The 18357-nt window shown below is 67.2% G+C and carries 16 protein-coding genes; 7 read left to right on the top strand and 9 right to left on the bottom strand.

The features are described from left to right. From CV103_RS12760 to ku, 7 genes are all read right to left on the bottom strand, one after another. The gene (locus CV103_RS12760) at window positions 1-1053 is read right to left on the bottom strand and encodes a sulfate/molybdate ABC transporter ATP-binding protein (protein ID WP_070934358.1); all 1053 of its coding nucleotides are present in this window, start codon (window positions 1051-1053) and stop codon (window positions 1-3) included. Beyond that, entirely contained in the window at window positions 1050-1889 is an 840-nt protein-coding gene (gene cysW / locus CV103_RS12755; protein WP_015457618.1) for a sulfate ABC transporter permease subunit CysW, read from the bottom strand. The genes CV103_RS12760 and cysW overlap by 4 nt, the downstream gene beginning before the upstream one ends. After that, a complete protein-coding gene (gene cysT / locus CV103_RS12750) occupies window positions 1889-2764 on the bottom strand; it encodes a sulfate ABC transporter permease subunit CysT (protein ID WP_107395131.1) in 876 nt (291 codons plus the stop codon). Before cysT ends, cysW begins: the two co-directional genes overlap by 1 nt. A 10-nt stretch (window positions 2765-2774) precedes the next feature. Then, window positions 2775-3806 (bottom strand): sulfate ABC transporter substrate-binding protein, encoded by a 1032-nt coding sequence (locus tag CV103_RS12745; RefSeq protein ID WP_041864784.1) that lies wholly within the window; start codon window positions 3804-3806, stop codon window positions 2775-2777. A gap of 245 nt (window positions 3807-4051) precedes the next feature. After that, window positions 4052-4801, bottom strand: coding sequence for a LuxR C-terminal-related transcriptional regulator (locus CV103_RS12740; protein WP_015457621.1), 750 nt, complete (start codon window positions 4799-4801; stop codon window positions 4052-4054). 271 nt (window positions 4802-5072) lie between these two features. Beyond that, the gene (ligD, locus tag CV103_RS12735) at window positions 5073-7616 is read right to left on the bottom strand and encodes a DNA ligase D (protein ID WP_107395130.1); all 2544 of its coding nucleotides are present in this window, start codon (window positions 7614-7616) and stop codon (window positions 5073-5075) included. Window positions 7617-7622: 6 nt separating this feature from the next. Further along, on the bottom strand, window positions 7623-8528 hold the full coding sequence (ku, locus tag CV103_RS12730; RefSeq protein ID WP_015457623.1) for a non-homologous end joining protein Ku: 906 nt from the start codon (window positions 8526-8528) through the stop codon (window positions 7623-7625). A 201-nt stretch (window positions 8529-8729) separates the two neighbouring features. Here ku and CV103_RS12725 point away from each other — a divergent pair, with 201 nt between their 5' ends. Both CV103_RS12725 and CV103_RS12720 read left to right on the top strand, forming a co-directional pair. Next, entirely contained in the window at window positions 8730-9212 is a 483-nt protein-coding gene (locus tag CV103_RS12725; protein WP_107395129.1) for an aminoacyl-tRNA deacylase, read from the top strand. Window positions 9213-9598: 386 nt separating this feature from the next. Further along, window positions 9599-10393, top strand: coding sequence for a ferredoxin--NADP reductase (locus tag CV103_RS12720; protein WP_015457625.1), 795 nt, complete (start codon window positions 9599-9601; stop codon window positions 10391-10393). A 367-nt stretch (window positions 10394-10760) separates the two neighbouring features. On the opposite strand, the gene CV103_RS12715 is transcribed toward CV103_RS12720, so the two are convergent. Then, complete coding sequence (locus CV103_RS12715; protein WP_146163428.1) at window positions 10761-11372, bottom strand: hypothetical protein; 612 nt, start codon at window positions 11370-11372, stop codon at window positions 10761-10763. A 275-nt stretch (window positions 11373-11647) separates the two neighbouring features. Between CV103_RS12715 and CV103_RS12710 the strand changes: the two genes are divergently transcribed. The 4 genes from CV103_RS12710 to CV103_RS12695 all read left to right on the top strand — a co-directional run bounded on the left by CV103_RS12710 (window position 11648) and on the right by CV103_RS12695 (window position 16006). Beyond that, on the top strand, window positions 11648-12358 hold the full coding sequence (locus CV103_RS12710; protein ID WP_015457627.1) for a response regulator transcription factor: 711 nt from the start codon (window positions 11648-11650) through the stop codon (window positions 12356-12358). A 6-nt stretch (window positions 12359-12364) separates the two neighbouring features. Continuing rightward, window positions 12365-13687, top strand: a complete 1323-nt coding sequence (locus CV103_RS12705; RefSeq protein ID WP_015457628.1) for an ATP-binding protein — start codon at window positions 12365-12367, stop codon at window positions 13685-13687. Window positions 13688-13787: 100 nt separating this feature from the next. Then, window positions 13788-14486: a carbonic anhydrase gene (locus tag CV103_RS12700; RefSeq protein ID WP_070934366.1), complete on the top strand. Its 699-nt coding sequence runs from the start codon at window positions 13788-13790 to the stop codon at window positions 14484-14486. Window positions 14487-14491: 5 nt separating this feature from the next. After that, on the top strand, window positions 14492-16006 hold the full coding sequence (locus CV103_RS12695) for a SulP family inorganic anion transporter (RefSeq protein WP_015457630.1): 1515 nt from the start codon (window positions 14492-14494) through the stop codon (window positions 16004-16006). 77 nt (window positions 16007-16083) lie between these two features. Here CV103_RS12695 and CV103_RS12690 read toward each other — a convergent pair whose 3' ends face one another. Continuing rightward, the gene (locus CV103_RS12690) at window positions 16084-17853 is read right to left on the bottom strand and encodes a tetratricopeptide repeat protein (RefSeq protein WP_107395127.1); all 1770 of its coding nucleotides are present in this window, start codon (window positions 17851-17853) and stop codon (window positions 16084-16086) included. Between the two features lie 257 nt (window positions 17854-18110). Here CV103_RS12690 and CV103_RS12685 point away from each other — a divergent pair, with 257 nt between their 5' ends. After that, entirely contained in the window at window positions 18111-18353 is a 243-nt protein-coding gene (locus tag CV103_RS12685; protein ID WP_015457632.1) for an acyl carrier protein, read from the top strand. The last annotated feature ends 4 nt before the right edge of the window (window positions 18354-18357 follow it).

Here is an 18357-nt window from a genome sequence, read left to right as displayed (position 1 = left end):
TCAGCCGGCCGTCCCGGCATAGAGCTTCGCGCGGGTGGGACGCACGAAGATGCGTTCGCCCTGCCCCGGCGCCGCGCCCTGGGCGACGTCGATCTCCACCAGCCGGTCGCTACCTTCCAGCTTGCCTTCCACCCGCATCGAGCCGCTATTGGGGCGGACGAGCGTGACGGTGGCGGCAAGCCCGTTCGCCCCTTCGCCCACGATCTCCGCGTCATGCGGGCGGAAGAACAAACGCGCCGCCCCGCCCATGCCCGCCAGCGTCGCCGGCGGCACGTCCAGCAGCCTATCGAAGGCGATCACCCGGTCGCCGTCCACCGTCACCGGCACCTGGTTCGATTCCCCCACGAAATCGAACACGAAGGCGCTGGCCGGCTCGTCATAGATTTGCTGCGGCGTCGCCACCTGCTCGATCACGCCATGGTCCATCACCACCACGCGATCGGCCAGCTCCAGCGCCTCGTCCTGATCGTGCGTCACGAAGATGGAGGTCAGTCCCATCCGGTCGTGCAGCTCGCGCAGCCAGCGGCGCAGATCCTTTCGGACGCGCGCGTCCAGCGCCCCGAACGGCTCGTCCAGCAGCAGCAGGCGCGGCTCGATCGCCAGCGCGCGGGCCAGCGCCACCCGCTGCCGCTGCCCGCCCGAAAGCTGCGCCGGATAGCGGTTGCCGAGCTGGCCGAGCTGGACGAGATCAAGCAGCTTCTGCACCCGATCGCGTATCTCCGCCTTGGCGGGGCGGTCGCGCCGCTTGCGGATGGTGAGGCCGAAGGCGACATTGTCCGCCACCGTCATGTGGCGGAACAGCGCATAATGCTGGAACACGAAGCCGACGCCGCGATCGGCCACCTTCAGGTCGGTTATGTCCTCGCCGTCGTAGAATACGCGGCCATGATCCGGAAATTCCAGCCCCGCCACGATACGCAGCAAGGTCGTCTTGCCCGATCCGGACGGCCCGAGCAGCGCCAGGAACTCACCCGGCTCGATCTCCAGATTGATGTCGCCAAGCGCCGTGAACCCGCCGAAGCTCTTGCCGATAGTGTCGAGCCTGATGCTCAATGCCCGGTCCCCTTGCCGTGATAGTCATAGCGCCATTCAAGCAGGCTCTTCAGCACCAGGGTGACGAGGGCCAGCAGCGCCAACAGCGAAGCGACGGCGAAGGCAGCGATGAAATTATACTCGTTGTAGAGAATTTCGACATGCAGCGGCATGGTGTTCGTCTCGCCCCGGATATGCCCGGAAACGACGGAAACCGCACCGAATTCCCCCATGGCGCGCGCATTGCAGAGCAGCACGCCGTAAAGCAGGCCCCAGCGGATGTTGGGCAGGGTGGCGTGCCAGAAGGTCTGCCAGCCGGTCGCGCCCAGCGACAGCGCCGCCTCCTCGTCGTCACGGCCCTGCTCCGCCATCAGCGGGATCAGCTCGCGCGCGACGAAGGGGAAGGTGACGAAGATCGTCGCCAGCACCATGCCCGGCACCGCGAAGATGATCTGGATGTCATGCTCCGCCAGCCACGGCCCCAGCCAGCCCTGCGCGCCGAACAACAGCACGTAGATCAGGCCCGACACCACCGGCGACACCGAAAACGGCAGGTCGATGAAGGTGATGAGGATGCTCTTGCCCGGAAAATCGAACTTGGTGATGGCCCAGGCTGCGGCGATGCCGAAGACGATATTGGCCGGCACGCTGATCGCGGCGACCAGCAGGGTCAGGCGGATGGCCGCCAGCGCATCCGGCTCGACAATCGCGTCGAGATAGGCGCCGATGCCGCCGGCCAGCGCCTGCGCGAACACCACCAGCAGCGGCATCAGCAGGAAAAGGCCGAAGAAGCCGAGGCCGATCGCCATGATGACGGCGCGGGCCAGCCGCGATTCCGAAGTGGCTCCGTTGCGCATCAGTCCACCGTCCGCTTCCGGCTCCACGCCTGCAGCAGGTTGATGACGAGCAGCAGCGAGAAGGAGGCGATCAGCATCACCGTCGCGATGCCCGTCGCCCCCTGATAATCATATTGTTCGAGCTGGGTGATGATCAGCAGCGGCGCGATTTCCGTGCGATAAGGCATGTTGCCGGCGATGAAGATCACCGATCCATATTCGCCCACGCCCCGCGCGAAGGCCATGGCAAAGCCGGTCATCAAAGCCGGGAAGATGGCGGGCAGGATCACGCGGCGGAAGGTCTGCGCCCGCGTCGCGCCCAGCGATGCCGCCGCCTCCTCCACGTCCCGGCTCACATCGGCGAGCACGGGTTCCACGGATCGGACGACGAAAGGCAGGCCGATGAAGATCAGGGTGATGACCACGCCCACCCAGGTGAAGGCCACCTGGATGCCCAGCGGCTCCAGCACCCGCCCGATCCAGCCATTGGCGGTGTAGAGCGTGGTGAAGGCGATGCCGGCCACGGCGGTGGGCAGGGCAAAGGGCAGATCGACCAGCGCGTTCACCACCCGCTTGCCGGGAAAGTCGTAACGCACCAGCATCCAGGCGATCAGCAGGCCGAACACCGCATTGATGAAGGCCGCCCCCAGCGACGCGCCGAAGCTCAGCCGATAGGCAGCGATGGCGCGTTCGGAGAGCGCGACGTCCGCGAAATGCTGCCACCCCATTCCCGCCGTCTTGATGAAGACGGCCGAAAGCGGGATCAGCACGATCAGGCACAGCCATGTCAGGCTGAGGCCGAAGGTCAAGCCGAAGCCGGGGATGATCGATGGCGCCCGGAACAGCGGACGCCGCCTCACCCGGCCCCGCGGCCCGTCGGCGGCAAGCGAAGTCATGCGGTTCGCCTCAGCGCTTGATCTTGGCGAAGATCGTATCGAACACGCCGCCATCCGCGAAATATTTCGCCTGCGCCGCCTTCCAGCCGCCGAAATCCTTGTCGATGGTGACGAGGTTCAGCGTCGGGAAGGTCGCGGCATAGCGGGCGGCCACCTGCGGATCGCGCGGGCGATAGAAGTTGCGCGCGATCACGTCCTGCGCCTCGGGCGTGTAGAGATATTCGAGATAGGCCTTGGCGACCTCGGCGGTGCCATGCTTCTTCACATTGCCGTCGACCACGGCGACCGAAGGCTCCGCCAGGATGGAGATGGACGGCACGACGATCTCGAACTTGCCAGCTCCCATCTCCTTCTGGGCGAGGAAGGCCTCATTCTCCCAGGTGATCAGCACGTCGCCGATATTGCGCTCGACGAAGGTGGTGGTGGAACCGCGCGCACCCGAATCGAGCACCGGCACATTGGCCAGCAGCTTCGATACATAATCCTGCGCCGCAGCTTCCGATCCGCCTGCCTTGCGGCCATAGGCCCAGGCCGCCAGGAAGTTCCAGCGCGCGCCGCCGCCGGTCTTGGGATTGGGGGTGATCACCTTCACGCCCGGCTTCACCAAGTCGTTCCAGTCGCGGATATTCTTGGGGTTGCCCTTGCGGACGAGGAACACGATCGTCGAGGTATAGGGCGCGCTGTTATCCGGCAGGCGCTGGCGCCAGGCGGGATCGAGCAGGCCCGGCTTCGCGGCGGCGATGGCATCGATGTCGTAGGAAAGCGCCAGCGTGGCGACATCCGCCTCCAGCCCGTCCTGGATCGCGCGCGATTGCTTGCCCGATCCGCCGTGGCTCATCTTGAAGCTCACCGTCTGGCCATGGTCCGCCTTCCAGTGGTTGGCGAAGCCGGCGTTGATCTCCTTGTAGAGCTCGCGCGTCGGATCATAGGAAACGTTGAGCAGGACGACACCGTCGCCCGGCGCCTTGCCGCCGGAACAGCCGGTGAGCGCAACCGCGCCCAGAAGCATGGCGATAGTCAGATTTCGTCTGCTGATGGGCATGATGGCCGTTTTCCTCCCACACGCCCTCATATCTCGATCACCAGAGTAGAGAACAAAGCAATCTTTGGCGAAGGCGAAGCTGCCGTTGCGGCCGCCAGCCGGCGGCCTCCGAAACGGCGAGGGCAATTGCATTTCATTGCCCCCTACCTAACGGAGCCGGCAGCGGAATCCTACCTTCGGTCGGCATATTGCCGGGCAGGCGGGCTGGATGGGCGGGCCGACGCTCCCGCTGGCGGCGATCCGCCCTAGATCGCCTCCGTCGCGGCGATATCGGCGCCGTTCGCCGCGATGCGGATGGGCTCCATGTGCGCCGGCGTGGAGCGGGACGGCTCTGGACGGGGAAGCGCCGATCCGTTGAGCCCGCGCACCACTGCCCAGATCGCCGCCTGCGTGCGGTTCATCACGTGCAGCTTGCGCAGGATCGCCTTGATATGGACCTTCACGGTCGCCTCGGTGATGTTCAGCCGCCGGGAAATCACCTTGTTCGCCTCGCCCACGGCCAGGCATTTCAATATCTCGATCTCGCGATCGGAAAGCTTCGCGGTCGCCCGGTTCGCCTCCCAGTCGCTGGACGCATAGCCGAAATGCAGATTGGCCAGCGATTCGACGAGGCGCGACGGCACCACCCGCTGGCCAAGCGCGACCATGTTGAGCGCGGCCGCCACCTGCTCGCAGGAAACCTCCTTCTCGAGCACGCCGTCCACGCCCGACTCGAGCGCCTGCATCGCATATTCCATGTCCGCCCCGTCGACGAACATGGCAATCCGCATTTCGGGAAATCGCTTCCTGATTTCAGTGAGTTCGCTGGCATTGAAGGCAGCGTCGCCATCCACCACAAGGATATCGGCCGGCGACCGGGCAAGATCGGCCTCCAGCGCGTTCCAGCCGCCGGCGGCTGCGACGACATTGAAGGCGCCGTTCGCCAGCACCCGGCGCAGGCCTTCACGGACCAGCTCATAAGGAGCGAGAATCGCTATACTAATTGTACACTGCATGATTAATCCCCAAAACCATGCCATTAGGTGCGACCCTGAATCACTCCTTTTCTATCGGCCCGTCTCCATGTTGATACTCCTCAATAGTATCGAGAAATCCGAAAGGACGCTCTCACACTATTAACCAATTTTCAACTTTTTATGGAATCTTGACTGCTTGGAGGCACATTCCGATCTCGTCACGACCCCAGCCGTTCTTCAGGCGATTTGCCATCCGATTTGATTCTCAAGGATATTCGGCGCGGAGCGACCGGCGGCCACGCGAGCGGGGTCACACGCCGGGCAGCGCCTGATCGGCCCTGCCCCAGCCCGCCAGATCGCGGGAGACCGCGCGGCGGACCAGATCGTCCACATCGCCGACATGCCAGGGCGCGGGCCTGTCCAGCGCGCGCAATTCCTCCCAGGTCAGAGGCGCTGCGACCAGGGCGCCCTCCCTCGCCCTGGCGGAATAGGGCATCACCGCCGTCGCACCCCGCTCGTTGCGCAGATAATCGACGAAGATGCGCCCCTTCCGCCGCGCCTTGGCCAAGGCCGAGGTGAAGCGCTGGGGCTGGGTCTCCGCCAGCGCTGTCGCGAAGCGGCGGGCGAAATCCTTGACCTCCGGCCATTCCGCTTCCGGCCGGAGCGGCGCCACGACATGGACGCCCTTTCCGCCCGTGACCATCGCGAAGGTCGCCAGGCCGATGGCGGCAAGCTCGTCGCGGATATGGGCGGCGGCGGCCGTGACCTCGCCGAATTCCAGCCCCTCGTCCGGGTCGAGATCGAAGACCAGCCGGTCCGGCCGCTCGATATCGGCGATCGGGGCGCCCCAGCCGTGGAATTCGATCGTGCCCATCTGCACGCAGGCGAGCAGGCCGGCGGCATCCTCGATATAGAGATAGGGCTCCTCGCCCCCGTCCTTTTCGCGGATGGGGATGTGGTGGACATGATCGCCGAAGCTGCCGGCATCATGCTTCTGGAAGAAGCATTTTCGCGCCCGGCCCTGCGGGCAACGGACCAGGCTGATCGGCCGGTTCGCAACCCAGGGCAGCATCGCCGGCGCGATCGCCTCATAATAATCGGCGAGCGCGCCCTTGGTGATTCCGGCATCGGGGAAGATCACCCGATCGCGATTGGTGATCCGCACGGGGCTGGGCGATCGTTCGGCAAGCTCGGCCACGGGCACTTCCTCCTCCCGGATGACGGCTTCGGCGGGCTTGTCCTCGCGCAGGCCGATATAGCTCGGGTGGCGGAGGACGCCGTCGCCCGTGAATTCCGTGAAGGCGACCTCCACGACCAGCCGGGGTTCGATCCAATGGGCGCCGCGGGTCGCGGCACGGGGAGCAGAGACCGGGGCCGTGGCGGTTTCGAGCGGCTTCATCGCGGCGAGCAGGCGATCGATCTCGGCCATGTCGAAGCCGGTGCCGACCTTGCCGGCGTAACGCAACCCGCCCTCCTCGTTGAGGCCGAGGAGCAGGGATCGGAAGCCCCTGTTCCTATCCGACGAGGTCCAGCCCAGCAGCACGAATTCCTGGCGGTGGAGGCACTTCACCTTCACCCAGCTGCCGGATCGCCCGCCGGCATAGGCCGCGTCCGCCCGTTTCGAGACAACGCCCTCCAGCCCCGCCTTGCACGCCTGCTGGAAAAAGGCCTCGCCCCGGCCGGCCACGTGATCGGCATAATGCAGATGATCGCCGCCCGCCCCGATCAGCGCCGCCAGCCGCTGTTTGCGCTCGAGGAGCGGCAGCGCCGTCAGATCCTCGCCATCGAGGGCGAGGAGATCGAAGGCGAAGAAGATGATCGCCGCCGGATCGCCCTTGAGCGCGGCCTGGAGCGCCTGGAAGCTGGACCGCCCTTCCGCATCCAGCACCACCGCCTCGCCGTCGATCAGCGCGGAACGGACGGCAAGGCCGGCGGCCTCGGCGACGACAGCGGGAAAGCGATCCGACCAGTCGAGGCCGGAGCGGGTATAGGCCCGCGCCTTGCCGCCCACCGCCAGCAGCAGGCGATAGCCGTCATATTTCAGCTCATGCAGCCAACGGTCGCCGGCGGGCGCATGATCGACCAGCGTGGCAAGCTGCACCGGCCGGAAGGGCGGAGGCGAATCCGCGCGGCCCCGCATCGTGGCGGGCTTCGCCTTCCCCGTCCCGGCCGCCGCCTTCGCGGTGGCCCGCTTCGGCGGGGCCGCGCCATCGGCGATCTCGGCCATGCTGCGCCCGCTTTCCACGCTGGTGAGATATTGGCCGACCAGATCGTCCGGCCCGCCCGCGAAATCATCGTCCACCTTGCGGAGCAGCCAGTTCTCGCGCTTTTCCCCGGCGCGGGGCTTGAGGCGGACGAGCAGCCATTCCCCCTTCATCCGGCGGCCATGGAGGATGAAATGGAGATGGCCTTCCTCGAGCGTGCGGCGCGGGTCCTTGCCGGGCATCGGCTCCCACGTGCCCTCGTCCCACAGCATCACCGTGCCGCCGCCATATTGGCCCTTGGGGATGGTGCCTTCGAAATGGGCGTAATCGAGCGGATGATCCTCCGTCCGCACCGCCAGCCGCTTGTCCGCCGGATCGGGGCTGGGGCCGCGCGTGACCGCCCAGCTTTTCAGCACGCCGTCCATTTCCAGCCGGAAATCATAATGGAGCCGGGTGGCATCATGCTTCTGGACGACGAAGCCGTGCCCCGATGCCGGCCGCGTCGCACCGGAAGGTTCGGCCGTGCGGCTGAAATCGCGCATCGCGCGATAGCGATCGAGCGCCGCCTCGCCCTTCGCCGCCGCCCTCACTTTGGGTTTCGGCCGGGGTTTGCCCGCGGCGCGGGACACGGCGGATTTCGCGCGCGCCATGGCCGGTCAGGCCCGCTTGCGGCTGGCGGCGCGGCCGGGCTTGGCCTTCGCCGCCGGCGCCTTGCGCGCGGCCGGCTTGGCGGCGGGTTTCTTGGTCGAGGCGGATTTGCCGGCGGCGCCCCGGCCGGGGGGATTGTCCAGCGACCGCTTGAGCGCCGCCATCAGATCGATCACGTTGCCGCCGCGCGGCGCGGGGGCCTCGTCCGCCTCGATGCTGATCGCCCGGCCCTTCTTCTTGCGTTCGATCAGCGCCTTCAGCGCGTCGACATAGCGATCGTGGAACTCGGCGGCGTCGAACCTGCCGGCCTTCTTGTCGATCAGGGTTTCGGCCATGTCGAGCAGTTCGGGATCGGGCCTGGCATCCCCGATGCCCCGGAAATAGCTGGCGGCCTTGTTCACCTCGTCCGCATAGCGCAGCGTTTCCAGCACCATGCCGCGCCCGCAGGGCTTGAGGCTGACGACATATTCGCGCCCGCGCATGGCAAGCTGGCCCAGCCCAATCTTGCGGGTGCGGCGCAGCGCCTCCCGCAGCACGATGAAGGCTTCCTCGGCCAGATCGTCCGCCGGGACGACATAATAGGGCTTTTCGAAATAGATCGGATCGATATCGTCGCTGTCGACGAACTGGGTCAGCTCCAGCGTCTTGCGGCTTTCCAGCTTGACGCCTTCGATCTCCTTCTCGTCGAGGAGGACATATTCTCCCTTCTCATATTCGAAGCCCTTGATGATCTCGTCCGTATCCACCGGGCCGATGCCGGGCACGACCTTCTCATAGCGGATGCGCTTGCCCGAAGGCTCGTGGATCTGGTGGAAGGCGATGGTCGCGCCGCTCTTCGTCGCGGGGAATATCTCCACCGGGATCGATACCAATGCGAGCCTGATCTGGCCGCGCCAACTGGGCCGTGCCGCCATCGCGGTCCCTCCATGAGCGCCCTTCCCACCCCTCAATCCGGGAGGAGGGCGGAGGTTCCGCCGGATCGCCGGGGCGGCGTCCTGGGGCCGCAGGATCGAACGGGTTGGCCGGACGTTCTGGGATGATCGCCGCCACGGGCGATCGTTCGCGCGCGGCCCCCGGCCCGGCCTTCCGGGCGCCATTGCCAGGGGAGAGATGAGATGAGCATCGCACCCAAGCTCCGCCAGTTCCTGGACGACGAGCATGCCGATTACGACCTCGTGGTCCACCCGCCGACCAAATCGGCGATGCAGACCGCCAGCCTCGCCCACATCCCGCCCGATCGGCTGGCCAAGGCGGTGCTGCTGGATACGGAAGGGGATTATCTGCTGGCCGTGCTGCCATCGGACTGCAAGGTGCAGCTGGGCGACCTGCGGGCCGAGCTGGGGCAGAAGCCCCGGCTGGCCGGCGAGGACGAGGTGGGCCTGATCTTCGACGATTGCGCGATCGGCGCGGTGCCGCCCTTCGGCACGCGCTACGGCGTCGTCACCATCGTCGACGACAGCCTGGAGGACCAGCCCGACATCTATTTCGAGGCCGGCGACCATGCCTCGCTGATCCACATGGACGGCGGCGAGTTCGCCCGCCTGTGTGCCGATGCCCGCCACGGCCGCTTCAGCGAGCGCTGGTCGGTCATGGAATAAGGGAGATGGCGACCGCCTGCGGGAAAGGCTTGCAGGCGGCCGCGCCGGGCCTTATGGCGCGCCCGCGCCGGCTTGACCGGTCAGGCGGAAGACAATAATACGCACTATTGCGAATCTTTCGCATTAAAGCGATTGTGAGCGGGGCTAAACAAATCCGCGCTTCGAAAATCGCGACACGCATATCATAGGGGCGGCGGGCGGCCTGGCTGGGCCGGATGCCGCCCGTGTATCGGAGCAACTGGCGAGGATGGACGACCGGACAGGCACGCGATCTCGCGCATTCACCGCCACCGTCACCGCAAGCTGAGGACAATCATGTACCTGTTCACCGATCGCCTGGCCATCCGGGCTTACGCCGCCCAGCGGAACGCAAGGCCGTGAGCGAGATGCAGCCCGCGCTCGCGCCTTCCACCGCGCTTTCGGTGGAGGAGGTTCGTTCCGTGCGCCACTGGAACGAGCATCTGTTCAGCTTCTCGATCACCCGCCCGGCCAGCTTCCGCTTCCGTTCGGGCGAATTCGTGATGATCGGCCTGCCCGGCGACAACCGCCCGCTGCTGCGCGCTTATTCGATCGCGAGCCCGGCTTATTCGGACGAGCTGGAATTCCTGTCGATCAAGGTGCCGGACGGTCCGCTCACCTCGCGCCTGCAGAAGATCCAGCCGGGCGACCAGCTCTTCCTCGGCCGCAAGCCCACCGGCACGCTGGTGACGGATGCGCTGCTGCCCGGCAAGCGGCTGTTCCTGCTTTCCACCGGCACGGGCCTTGCCCCCTTCCTCAGCCTGGTGCGCGATCCGGACGTGTATGAATATTACGAGCAGATCGTGCTCGTCCATTGCGTGCGCCATGTCAGCGACCTCGCCTTCCGCGACGTGCTGGAGGCCCAGCTTGCCGATGATCCGCTGGTGCAGGATCAGGCGCTGGTCCAGTTCAGCTACCTGCCGACGGTGACGCGCGAGCCGTTCCACACCAGCGGCCGCATCCCGGCGCTGATCGAAAGCGGCCGCCTGTTCGACGGGCTGAACGGGCCGCGCCACCTCGATCCCGAAACCGATCGCATCATGCTGTGCGGCAGCATGGACATGATCCGCGATCTCGCCGCCCAGTTCGACGGCATCGGCTTCGAGGAAGGATCGAACGCCAAGCCCGGCCATTATGTGATCGAGCGGGCCTTCGTCGGCTGACACGGACCTCCAGGGCGCCCACCCGCCCTGGAGCCCCGAAAGCCGATGGGCATCCCCAAATATGATGCCCCATGATGACGCCGTGCCGGCGCGGGCTGGCATCGCGTTGCCCCTGTCGAGCCTCCTCCGGCATGATCGTCGCCGCCGACGATGCCAGCCTGCGCTGGCATGGCGTTGGAGAGATGGGCGCGGAGGATAAGCAAGCCCTCCCCGCCTTCGTCATGCTGAACCCGTTTCAGCATCCATCCATCGACGCAGACGAAGCTCGATTTGGGGAACGCCCCCGAACAGGGCCTGGTGGCGCCGCATCTTCCAGGTCGGCCCCATCAGGATGGCCTTCCGCTGAACCGGACAGGCCAGCGCGGGATCAGCCGCGCGGCGAAAGCCGGCCGGCGCGATAGTCCGCGACCGCCAGCATCAGCCCGCGAATCTCGGCCATCGGCACCGTGGCGCGGACACCGGCATCGCCGTCCGCTTCCTTGAACTTCACGTCCCAGCCCTGCGCCCCTCCGTCGACGATGGCGGCCAGCACGCCCTCCTCGATCGGGAAGACCAGCTCGCTCGTCAGCGGGCAGGCGCCGTTGAACTCGCCGGTGGAGCAGACATCCTCGCCGCGCCTGTCGCCAGCGATCGGGCGGATGGCGAGCGTGCCGTCCGCCAGCCGGTAATGGACGGCGGCATAATCGCGCCGCTGGCCGATATAGCGCACCTGCTGATGCACCTCATAGCGCGTAGAACCGCTCCGCCGGTCGATCCGGGCGACGAGATAGCCATCCCCCCAGGTGCCACCGTCGAGCCGGACCTGCCGGGCATGGGCCGTGCGGGTGGAAAGAAGGGTGTCGGGTTCCAGATCGTCCGCCGCGACGGTGATCGCGGTGCGGAAGGCGGCCGCGTCCGGTGGGGAAACGCCGCCCGCCACCGCCGGCCCCGTGGCCAGCGCAGCCGCCAGAACAGCCAGGACCGGAACGGACACGCGCATCGCAACCTCCATCGTCAGGCCGCCGAACATGGTCAACGGCATATAAAGGATAGGCCCGGCCGGCGGTGCCTGACACGGAAAATCTTGCCGGAATCGCCCCATCGTCCGATATCGGGACGGCCGGATCGTTTCCGGCTTGCATTTTCCTTGTGAGGAAATGTTGCCCATGCGCCAGCACCGGCAAATTCAAGGGCATAAGCGCCGCGCGATCGTTGACGCGGGGATTTGGCCACCTATTTCCTTGCCGAGATGAATCCATTGACCGTCCCGCATCCATGACCGCGCCGTCGATCCTGCTCGTCGAGGATGATCCGCCGCTGCGCACGCTGACCACGCGGGCGCTGCAGGAGAACGGCTATGTCGTCCGCCCGGCGGCGACAGCGGCCGAAATGTGGGCGACCTTCGATGCCGGCCCCGTCGATCTGGTGCTGCTGGACATCATGTTGCCCGGCACCAGCGGCATCGACCTCTGCCAGATGATCCGCCGCAAGAGCGACGTGCCGATCATCTTCATCAGCGCCAAGGGCAGCGAGACCGACCGGGTGGTCGGGCTGGAGCTTGGCGCCGACGATTATCTCGCCAAGCCGTTCAGCACGCGCGAGCTGGTGGCCCGCATCCGCGCCGTGCTCCGCCGCGGCGGGCTGGAGCAGCGCGGCAACGGCGTGCCCTCGCAGAAGGCGCGGTTCGATGGCTGGACGGTCGATTTCTCCCGGCGGGAGCTTTATTCGGAAAGCGGCGCGCTGATCTCGCTCACCGGCGCGGAGTTCGATCTGCTGGCGAGCTTCCTCAGCCATCCGCAGCGGGTGATCGCGCGCGAACGGCTGATCGAGCTGTCCCGCGCCCGGATCGGCGATTCCTCCGATCGCAGCATCGACGTGCTGGTCAGCCGCCTGCGCCGGAAACTTTCCACCGGCAGCAGGCCCGCGCCGATCATCACGGTGCGCGGCGTCGGCTACATGCTGAACACGCCCGTCACCCGCGACTGACCGGCCGTGCTGGGGCGCCCCTCGCTCGGCCTGCTCGGGCGGATTGTCGCGATCATCCTGCTGACGGTGACGATCGAGTTCGCCGCCAGCACCCTGCTCTACGAACGCGCCAGCGAATTCTCGATCAAGGAAGATGAGGCCCGGCGGCTGGCCGAGCATCTCGTGATCGTCCACCGGCTGATCGGGGAGCGCCCGCCCGCCGAGCGGCCCGCGATCGCCAGCTATCTTTCCACCGATCGCTACAGCGTCCACTGGCAGCGCTCCTCGCCCGAACCCCGCCCGCTCGCGCCCGAGCTTCGCGTGATGCGCGATCAGGTGGTGGAGTGGGAACCCGCGCTCGCCCGCAGCGACCTGCGCCTCCAGCTCGCCTCGCCCGGCCGGCACGACATCGTCGTCGGCACCCTCACGCTGGAGGACGGGACGTGGATACACTTCAAGATGCACGATCTGGTCTCGGGCTGGAGCCTCCAGCTCAACCGCATCGTGCTGGCGCTGGTGCCGGCGATCGCGCTCGCGGTGCTGGGCGGGCTGCTCGTCCGGCGGACGCTCCGCCCGCTCAACATGCTCGGCCAGGCGGCGGAACGGATCGGGCGCGGCGAAAGCGCGATCGTGCGCGAACAAGGCCCGCGCGAGGTGCGCAACCTGATCCGCGCCTTCAACCGCATGCAGGAACAGATCCAACGGATGTTCGCCGATCGCACCCAGGCGCTGGCCGCCGTGGGCCATGACCTACGCACCCCGCTCGCCCGGCTCCAGCTCCGCCTCGAAGGCGCCGCCGACCGCGATCTGCGCCATGCGGCGGAGGAGGACGTGGCCGAGATGGAGGCGATGATCGGATCGCTGCTCGCCTATCTGGGCGGCGAGAACGATCCCGAGCCCGCCACCCGCACCGACCTTGCCGTGCTACTGGCGACGCTGGTCGACGATTTCGGCGATGCCGGCGCAGCGACCCGCTATGAAGGGCCGGACCATCTGGAGGTGGAGCTGCGCCCCAACGGCATCAAGCGCGCGGCCTACAACCTGATCGACAATGCCCACCACCATGGCGACGACGTGGTGGTGAGCCTGGCCGAATGGCCGGACGCCATCGTGCTCCGCGTCGAGGATAACGGCCCCGGCATCCCGCCCGAACGGATGGCCGAGGTGCTCCAGCCCTTTGCCCGGCTCGATCCCGCGCGCAGCCGCAACACCAAGGGGCTCGGCCTCGGCCTCGCCATCGTCCAGCAGATGGTGGCGCGGGAGAAGGGATCGCTCACCCTCTCCAACCGCGCGCAAGGGGGATTGCGGGCGGAAATCGTGCTGCCGAAACGCTCTGCCGGGCAGCAATGATTCCTTACGCCAACGCTGCTCCGCAGCAATAGCCGATCCTTAATTTCCGAAGATGAAGGCGGCGGCGCGCCCGCTGCCCCCATTCATCGAGGAAATCGCCATGAACGAGCTTATCGGGCGTGTCTTCCATTTCGAGAAGCAGGTTTTCCCAAGCCAGATCGACCTTTATTCGAAGCTGGCCGCCGACGGGCAATTCCCCAAGGCGCTGATGATATCCTGCGCGGACTCCCGCGTCGTGCCGGAACATATCATGCAGGCGCAGCCGGGCGACCTGTTCGTCTGCCGCAATGCGGGAAACATCGTCCCGCCCTTCGCCACCGCCAATGGCGGCGTATCCTCCACGGTCGAATATGCCGTGGTGGCCTTGGGCGTGCGCGACATCATCGTCTGCGGCCATTCGGATTGCGGCGCGATGAAGGCGCTGGTCAATCCGGCCAGCCTGGAAACCATGCCCAACGTCGCCGCCTGGCTGCGCCATTCCTCCGCCGCCCAGCGCGTCGCGGCGGAAAGCTACCCGGAAGGCGGGGATGACAATACCCGCGTGCGGATCATGGCGCTGGAGAATATCGTCGCCCAGCTCGCCCATCTGCGCACCCACCCGTCCGTCGCGGCCGGCATCGCGCGCGGCGAAATCTCGCTGCACGGCTGGTTCGTCGACATCCATGCCGGCGCCATCCTGGGGCTGGACGGCGTGACCGGCCGCTTCATGCCGCTGCGCGACGACCGCCCCCTGCCCGTGGCGCTGCCCGCCGCCCGCCGCCTTGCGGCCGATGTGGTGCAGCTTGAGGCTGCGGAGTGAGCAACATGGTTGCGTCTGAGAAGAAGAGCGGCTGGATCGCGCGGGATTTCACCGCATCGATCGTCGTGTTCCTGGTGGCGATGCCGCTCTGCATGGGCATCGCCGTCGCATCCGGCGTGCCGCCGGAAAAGGGCCTGATCACCGGCATCATCGGCGGCATCGTCGTGGGCCTGCTGGCGGGTTCGCCGCTGCAGGTGAGCGGCCCGGCCGCCGGCCTTGCGGTGATCGTGTTCGAAATCGTCCAGCAGCAGGGTCTTTCGGCGCTGGGGCCGATCCTGGTGCTGGCCGGCGCCATCCAGGTCGTGGCCGGCATCTTCCGCCTGGGCGGCTGGTTCCGCGCAATCTCGCCCGCCGTCGTCCACGGCATGCTGGCCGGCATCGGCCTGCTGATCGTGGTGGGCCAGTTCCATGTGCTGTTCGATGCCAAGCCGCTGCCCAACGGGCTTGAGAACCTGATCGCCATCCCCGGCCGCGTGCTGGGCCTGTGGCCGGCGGACGGGCACCCGGCGGTGCCGGCGCTCGCCATCGGCCTGCTGTCGATCGGTGCCACCCTGATCTGGGAAAAGGTGCGCCCCGCCTCGATGCGGCTGGTGCCGGGCGCGCTGGTCGGCGTGGTGATCGCGACCTTGACGGCCTTCTTCCTGGCGCTGGACGTCGCCCGCGTCGACGTGCCGGAATCGATCGTCGCCGCCGTGGCGGTGCCGTCGTCGGGCGACCTGCTCGGCGTCTTCTCGCCCGCGCTGCTGGCGACGGCCTTCGCCATCGCCTTCATCGCCAGCGCCGAGACGTTGCTGTCGGCGGCCGCCGTCGATCGCATGCACGATGGCGTGCGCACCGATTACAACAAGGAACTGCGCGCCCAGGGCGTGGGCAACCTGCTCTGCGGCTTTGCCGGCGCGCTGCCGATGACGGGCGTGATCGTCCGCAGCTCCGCCAACGTGCAGGCCGGCGCCGTGACGCGCATGTCGGCGGTGCTGCACGGCGTCTGGATCCTCGGTTTCGTGGCGGCCCTCCCCTGGCTGCTGCGCGAGATCCCGATGGCGGCGCTGGGCGGCATCCTCGTCGTCACCGGCTGGCGCCTCGTCAGCCTCCAGCATGTCCGCCACCTGTTCCACAATCACGGGCCCCTACCCGCCGTGATCTGGGCGGCGACGCTGGTGATGGTGGTGGCGACCGATCTGTTGACCGGCGTGCTGGTGGGCCTTGGCCTCTCGCTGATCGAGATCGTGCCGAACCTCAAGCGCCTGAAGCTGAACGTGGACCAGCGTGAAGCCGAGGATGCGTGCGAGATCCGGCTGGACGGCGTGGCGAGCTTCGTCTCGCTGCCCAAGCTCTCCGCCGCGCTGGATGCGGTGCCCACCGGCAAGCCGGTGCGGGTGAACTGCGAGAATCTGCGTTCGGTCGACCATACCTGCGCGGAGATGCTGGCCGAATGGTTCCAGCGCCGCCGCGCCGGGGGAGCCATTGTCGAGGCGCATGGCGCGAAGGGCCGCATCGCCGGCATGCTGGCACCGGCCTGAGCGCATGGGAGGGATGGCGGGAAAAGGCCGTCCCTCCCCTTTTTGCTTCGACCGCCGCTGGCTTCACGAAGCCGCGGTCAGAGCCGCTCCATCCGGAGCCATTCGTCCTTCCCGGCCCACGCCCTGGAGAAAGCCTGCCGCGCCGCCGCGGCTTCCGATTTGCGTCCCTGCGCCGCCTCGCTCCGCGACAGGCCGTAGAGCACCCAGCCGTTGCGCGGCGCGCGCGCCAGCGCCGTGCGGAAGGCCTGGCTGGCTTCGTCATAGCGGCCGGCAAGGAACAGCGCGGCGCCCAGGGACTGGTGGACGGGATAATACCAGTAAGGCGGTTCCATATAAGGCAGCGTGCCTTCGATGGTTATCGCCGCGCGATAGAAACCGGCCGCCTCGTCATACCGCCCCTGCGCCGTCGCCAGCCGCCCCTGCGCCACCGCCTTGGCAAGCGCGATCAGGTCCGGCGCCGGCATGCCCTGCGCGACCATATCGGCAAAGGCATCCGACGCGAGGAGCGCATCCATCGCCTTGATCTCGCCATCGAAAGCCGCGCGATCCTTGCGCCCGGCATGCGCGACGGCGCGCGCATAATGGCGCATCGCCGCGGCATAAGGCAGCCGCGCATCCGGCGCGGGCATGGCGAGAATTTCGTCCGGCGCGGCGAACTGCGCCATCGCCTGGTAAGGCGCGGCGTCGATCGCCTGTATCCAGGCTATCTTCGCCGATGTCTCGGGATCGAGCACGGTCCTCAGCCGCGCCGCCTCGCGGATCGCCGTATCCATGTCGCCCGCCATCTGCGCCGACGTCACGATGAAATGGATATTGTGCGGATAATAGCCGTAGCGCACCAGGCTGCGATCGTCCGTCGCGCGGATGAACGCTTCGTCCGAACGCACGGCGGCGATGTTGACCCGGATGGAATCGGAATAGCGGCCGAGCACGTAGTAGATATGGCCCGGCATGTGGACGAGATGCGCGGCGCTGGGCGCGACCGGGCTGGAAAGGCGATCGGCGGCGGCTTCCGCCCGCTTCGCGTCGCTGGCTTCGACCAGATGGATATAGAGGTGCGCGGCCTGCGGGTGGGCGGGATTGCGGGCGAGCACCGCCTCGACGAGGCGCACGGCCTCGCCGGTCCGGCCGATCGGCGTTGTCTTGTCGGCTTCCCAATAGTTCCACGGCGTCGTGTCCATGGCCGCCTCGGCCGCCAGCACCGCCACATCGTCGTCGCCCGGAAAGCGCCGCGCCGCCGCCAGCATGGCATCGGCATAGGCGGCATCCAGCGCGGCGCGATCCGCCGCCGGATCACGCGAATAGCGCAGCGCCACCGCCTCGATCAGCGCCTTTTCCATCGGCGATGCCCGGTCGCGCAGCGCCATGGCTCGGTCCATCGCATCGAGCGCCGCCGCCCGGTCGCGGTCGTCCATGGGCGCGTTGATGTTCGGCCCGAGCGCCACGGCCTCCCCCCACCAGCACATCGCGCAATCGGGATCGAGCCGCTGGGCCTCGCGGAAGGACCGGACCGCGCCCGCATGGTTGAAGCCATAGGAAAGCAGCAGGCCCTGGCTGAAATAGCGTCGCGCCTGCAGGCTGGCCGTCGTCACCGGAAAGGGCGATCCGGCCAGATCGTCATAAAGCGGGATCGGCAGGGCCGCGCTTGCCGGCGCCGCGAACGCCGCGGCGACGAGCAGCCTGGCGGCCAGCACCGATCCGGCGCGCTGCGCGCCGCAAAGCGTGCCGGCGATACGGCTGGGGTCGAGCGCCGCAAGGATCGCAGGCGACAGGCGCGGCTCCATGGAGAAGCTTGTCAGCGAAAGACCCGCTCCGGCCAGGATCGCGGCTTTAACGAAGGCCCCCATGCTTCATCCCCTTCCCCAAAGGTTCGGGCCGACTGGTCCTGGCGGGCTGCTATCATGCCCAGGCTTGCGGCCACAAACGCGCAATCGGATAGCCGCGACGGATATTGCGATTGATGCCAGCCCTGATCCGGGGCCACCCTTCTCCTGCGATCGGTGCATTTCCGCCGGTTCGAAAATTCGCGCTTTGCCCGGCTGCCGCCCCTTTGCCGCCGCATTCGCTTGGCAAGCGGCCGGGCACAGCATTAAGGACGCTTTCCATGAGCAATCGCGACGAAACCTTCGCCAAGGTGGCCGAGGCCATCGAACCCTTCAACAAGAAGGGCATCGACCTTGCGGAATCCACCAGCTTCGCCGGTGATCTCGAATGGGACAGCCTGACGGTGATGGATTTCGTCGCCGCGATCGAGGACGAGTTCGACATCATCATCACCATGAACATGCAGGCGGAAATCGAAACCGTCGGCCAGCTTGTCGACGCGGTCGAGAAGCTGCGCGGCTGATCGG

Source organism: Edaphosphingomonas fennica (genome assembly GCF_003034225.1).
GTDB lineage: Bacteria > Pseudomonadota > Alphaproteobacteria > Sphingomonadales > Sphingomonadaceae > Sphingomonas_E > Sphingomonas_E fennica.
The sequence above is the reverse complement of the archived record's forward strand: the minus strand, read 5'-3'. Positions and strand labels throughout refer to the sequence as shown.

Coding starts and splice junctions, on each gene's coding strand:
- cysW (WP_015457618.1), bottom strand. CDS start 1,889: ATGCGCAACGGAGCCACTTCGGAATCGCGGCTGGCCCGCGCCGTCATC.
- cysT (WP_107395131.1), bottom strand. CDS start 2,764: ATGACTTCGCTTGCCGCCGACGGGCCGCGGGGCCGGGTGAGGCGGCGT.
- CV103_RS12745 (WP_041864784.1), bottom strand. CDS start 3,806: ATGCCCATCAGCAGACGAAATCTGACTATCGCCATGCTTCTGGGCGCG.
- CV103_RS12740 (WP_015457621.1), bottom strand. CDS start 4,801: ATGCAGTGTACAATTAGTATAGCGATTCTCGCTCCTTATGAGCTGGTC.
- ligD (WP_107395130.1), bottom strand. CDS start 7,616: ATGGCGCGCGCGAAATCCGCCGTGTCCCGCGCCGCGGGCAAACCCCGG.
- ku (WP_015457623.1), bottom strand. CDS start 8,528: ATGGCGGCACGGCCCAGTTGGCGCGGCCAGATCAGGCTCGCATTGGTA.
- CV103_RS12725 (WP_107395129.1), top strand. CDS start 8,730: ATGAGCATCGCACCCAAGCTCCGCCAGTTCCTGGACGACGAGCATGCC.
- CV103_RS12720 (WP_015457625.1), top strand. CDS start 9,599: ATGCAGCCCGCGCTCGCGCCTTCCACCGCGCTTTCGGTGGAGGAGGTT.
- CV103_RS12715 (WP_146163428.1), bottom strand. CDS start 11,372: ATGCGCGTGTCCGTTCCGGTCCTGGCTGTTCTGGCGGCTGCGCTGGCC.
- CV103_RS12710 (WP_015457627.1), top strand. CDS start 11,648: ATGACCGCGCCGTCGATCCTGCTCGTCGAGGATGATCCGCCGCTGCGC.
- CV103_RS12700 (WP_070934366.1), top strand. CDS start 13,788: ATGAACGAGCTTATCGGGCGTGTCTTCCATTTCGAGAAGCAGGTTTTC.
- CV103_RS12695 (WP_015457630.1), top strand. CDS start 14,492: ATGGTTGCGTCTGAGAAGAAGAGCGGCTGGATCGCGCGGGATTTCACC.
- CV103_RS12690 (WP_107395127.1), bottom strand. CDS start 17,853: ATGGGGGCCTTCGTTAAAGCCGCGATCCTGGCCGGAGCGGGTCTTTCG.
- CV103_RS12685 (WP_015457632.1), top strand. CDS start 18,111: ATGAGCAATCGCGACGAAACCTTCGCCAAGGTGGCCGAGGCCATCGAA.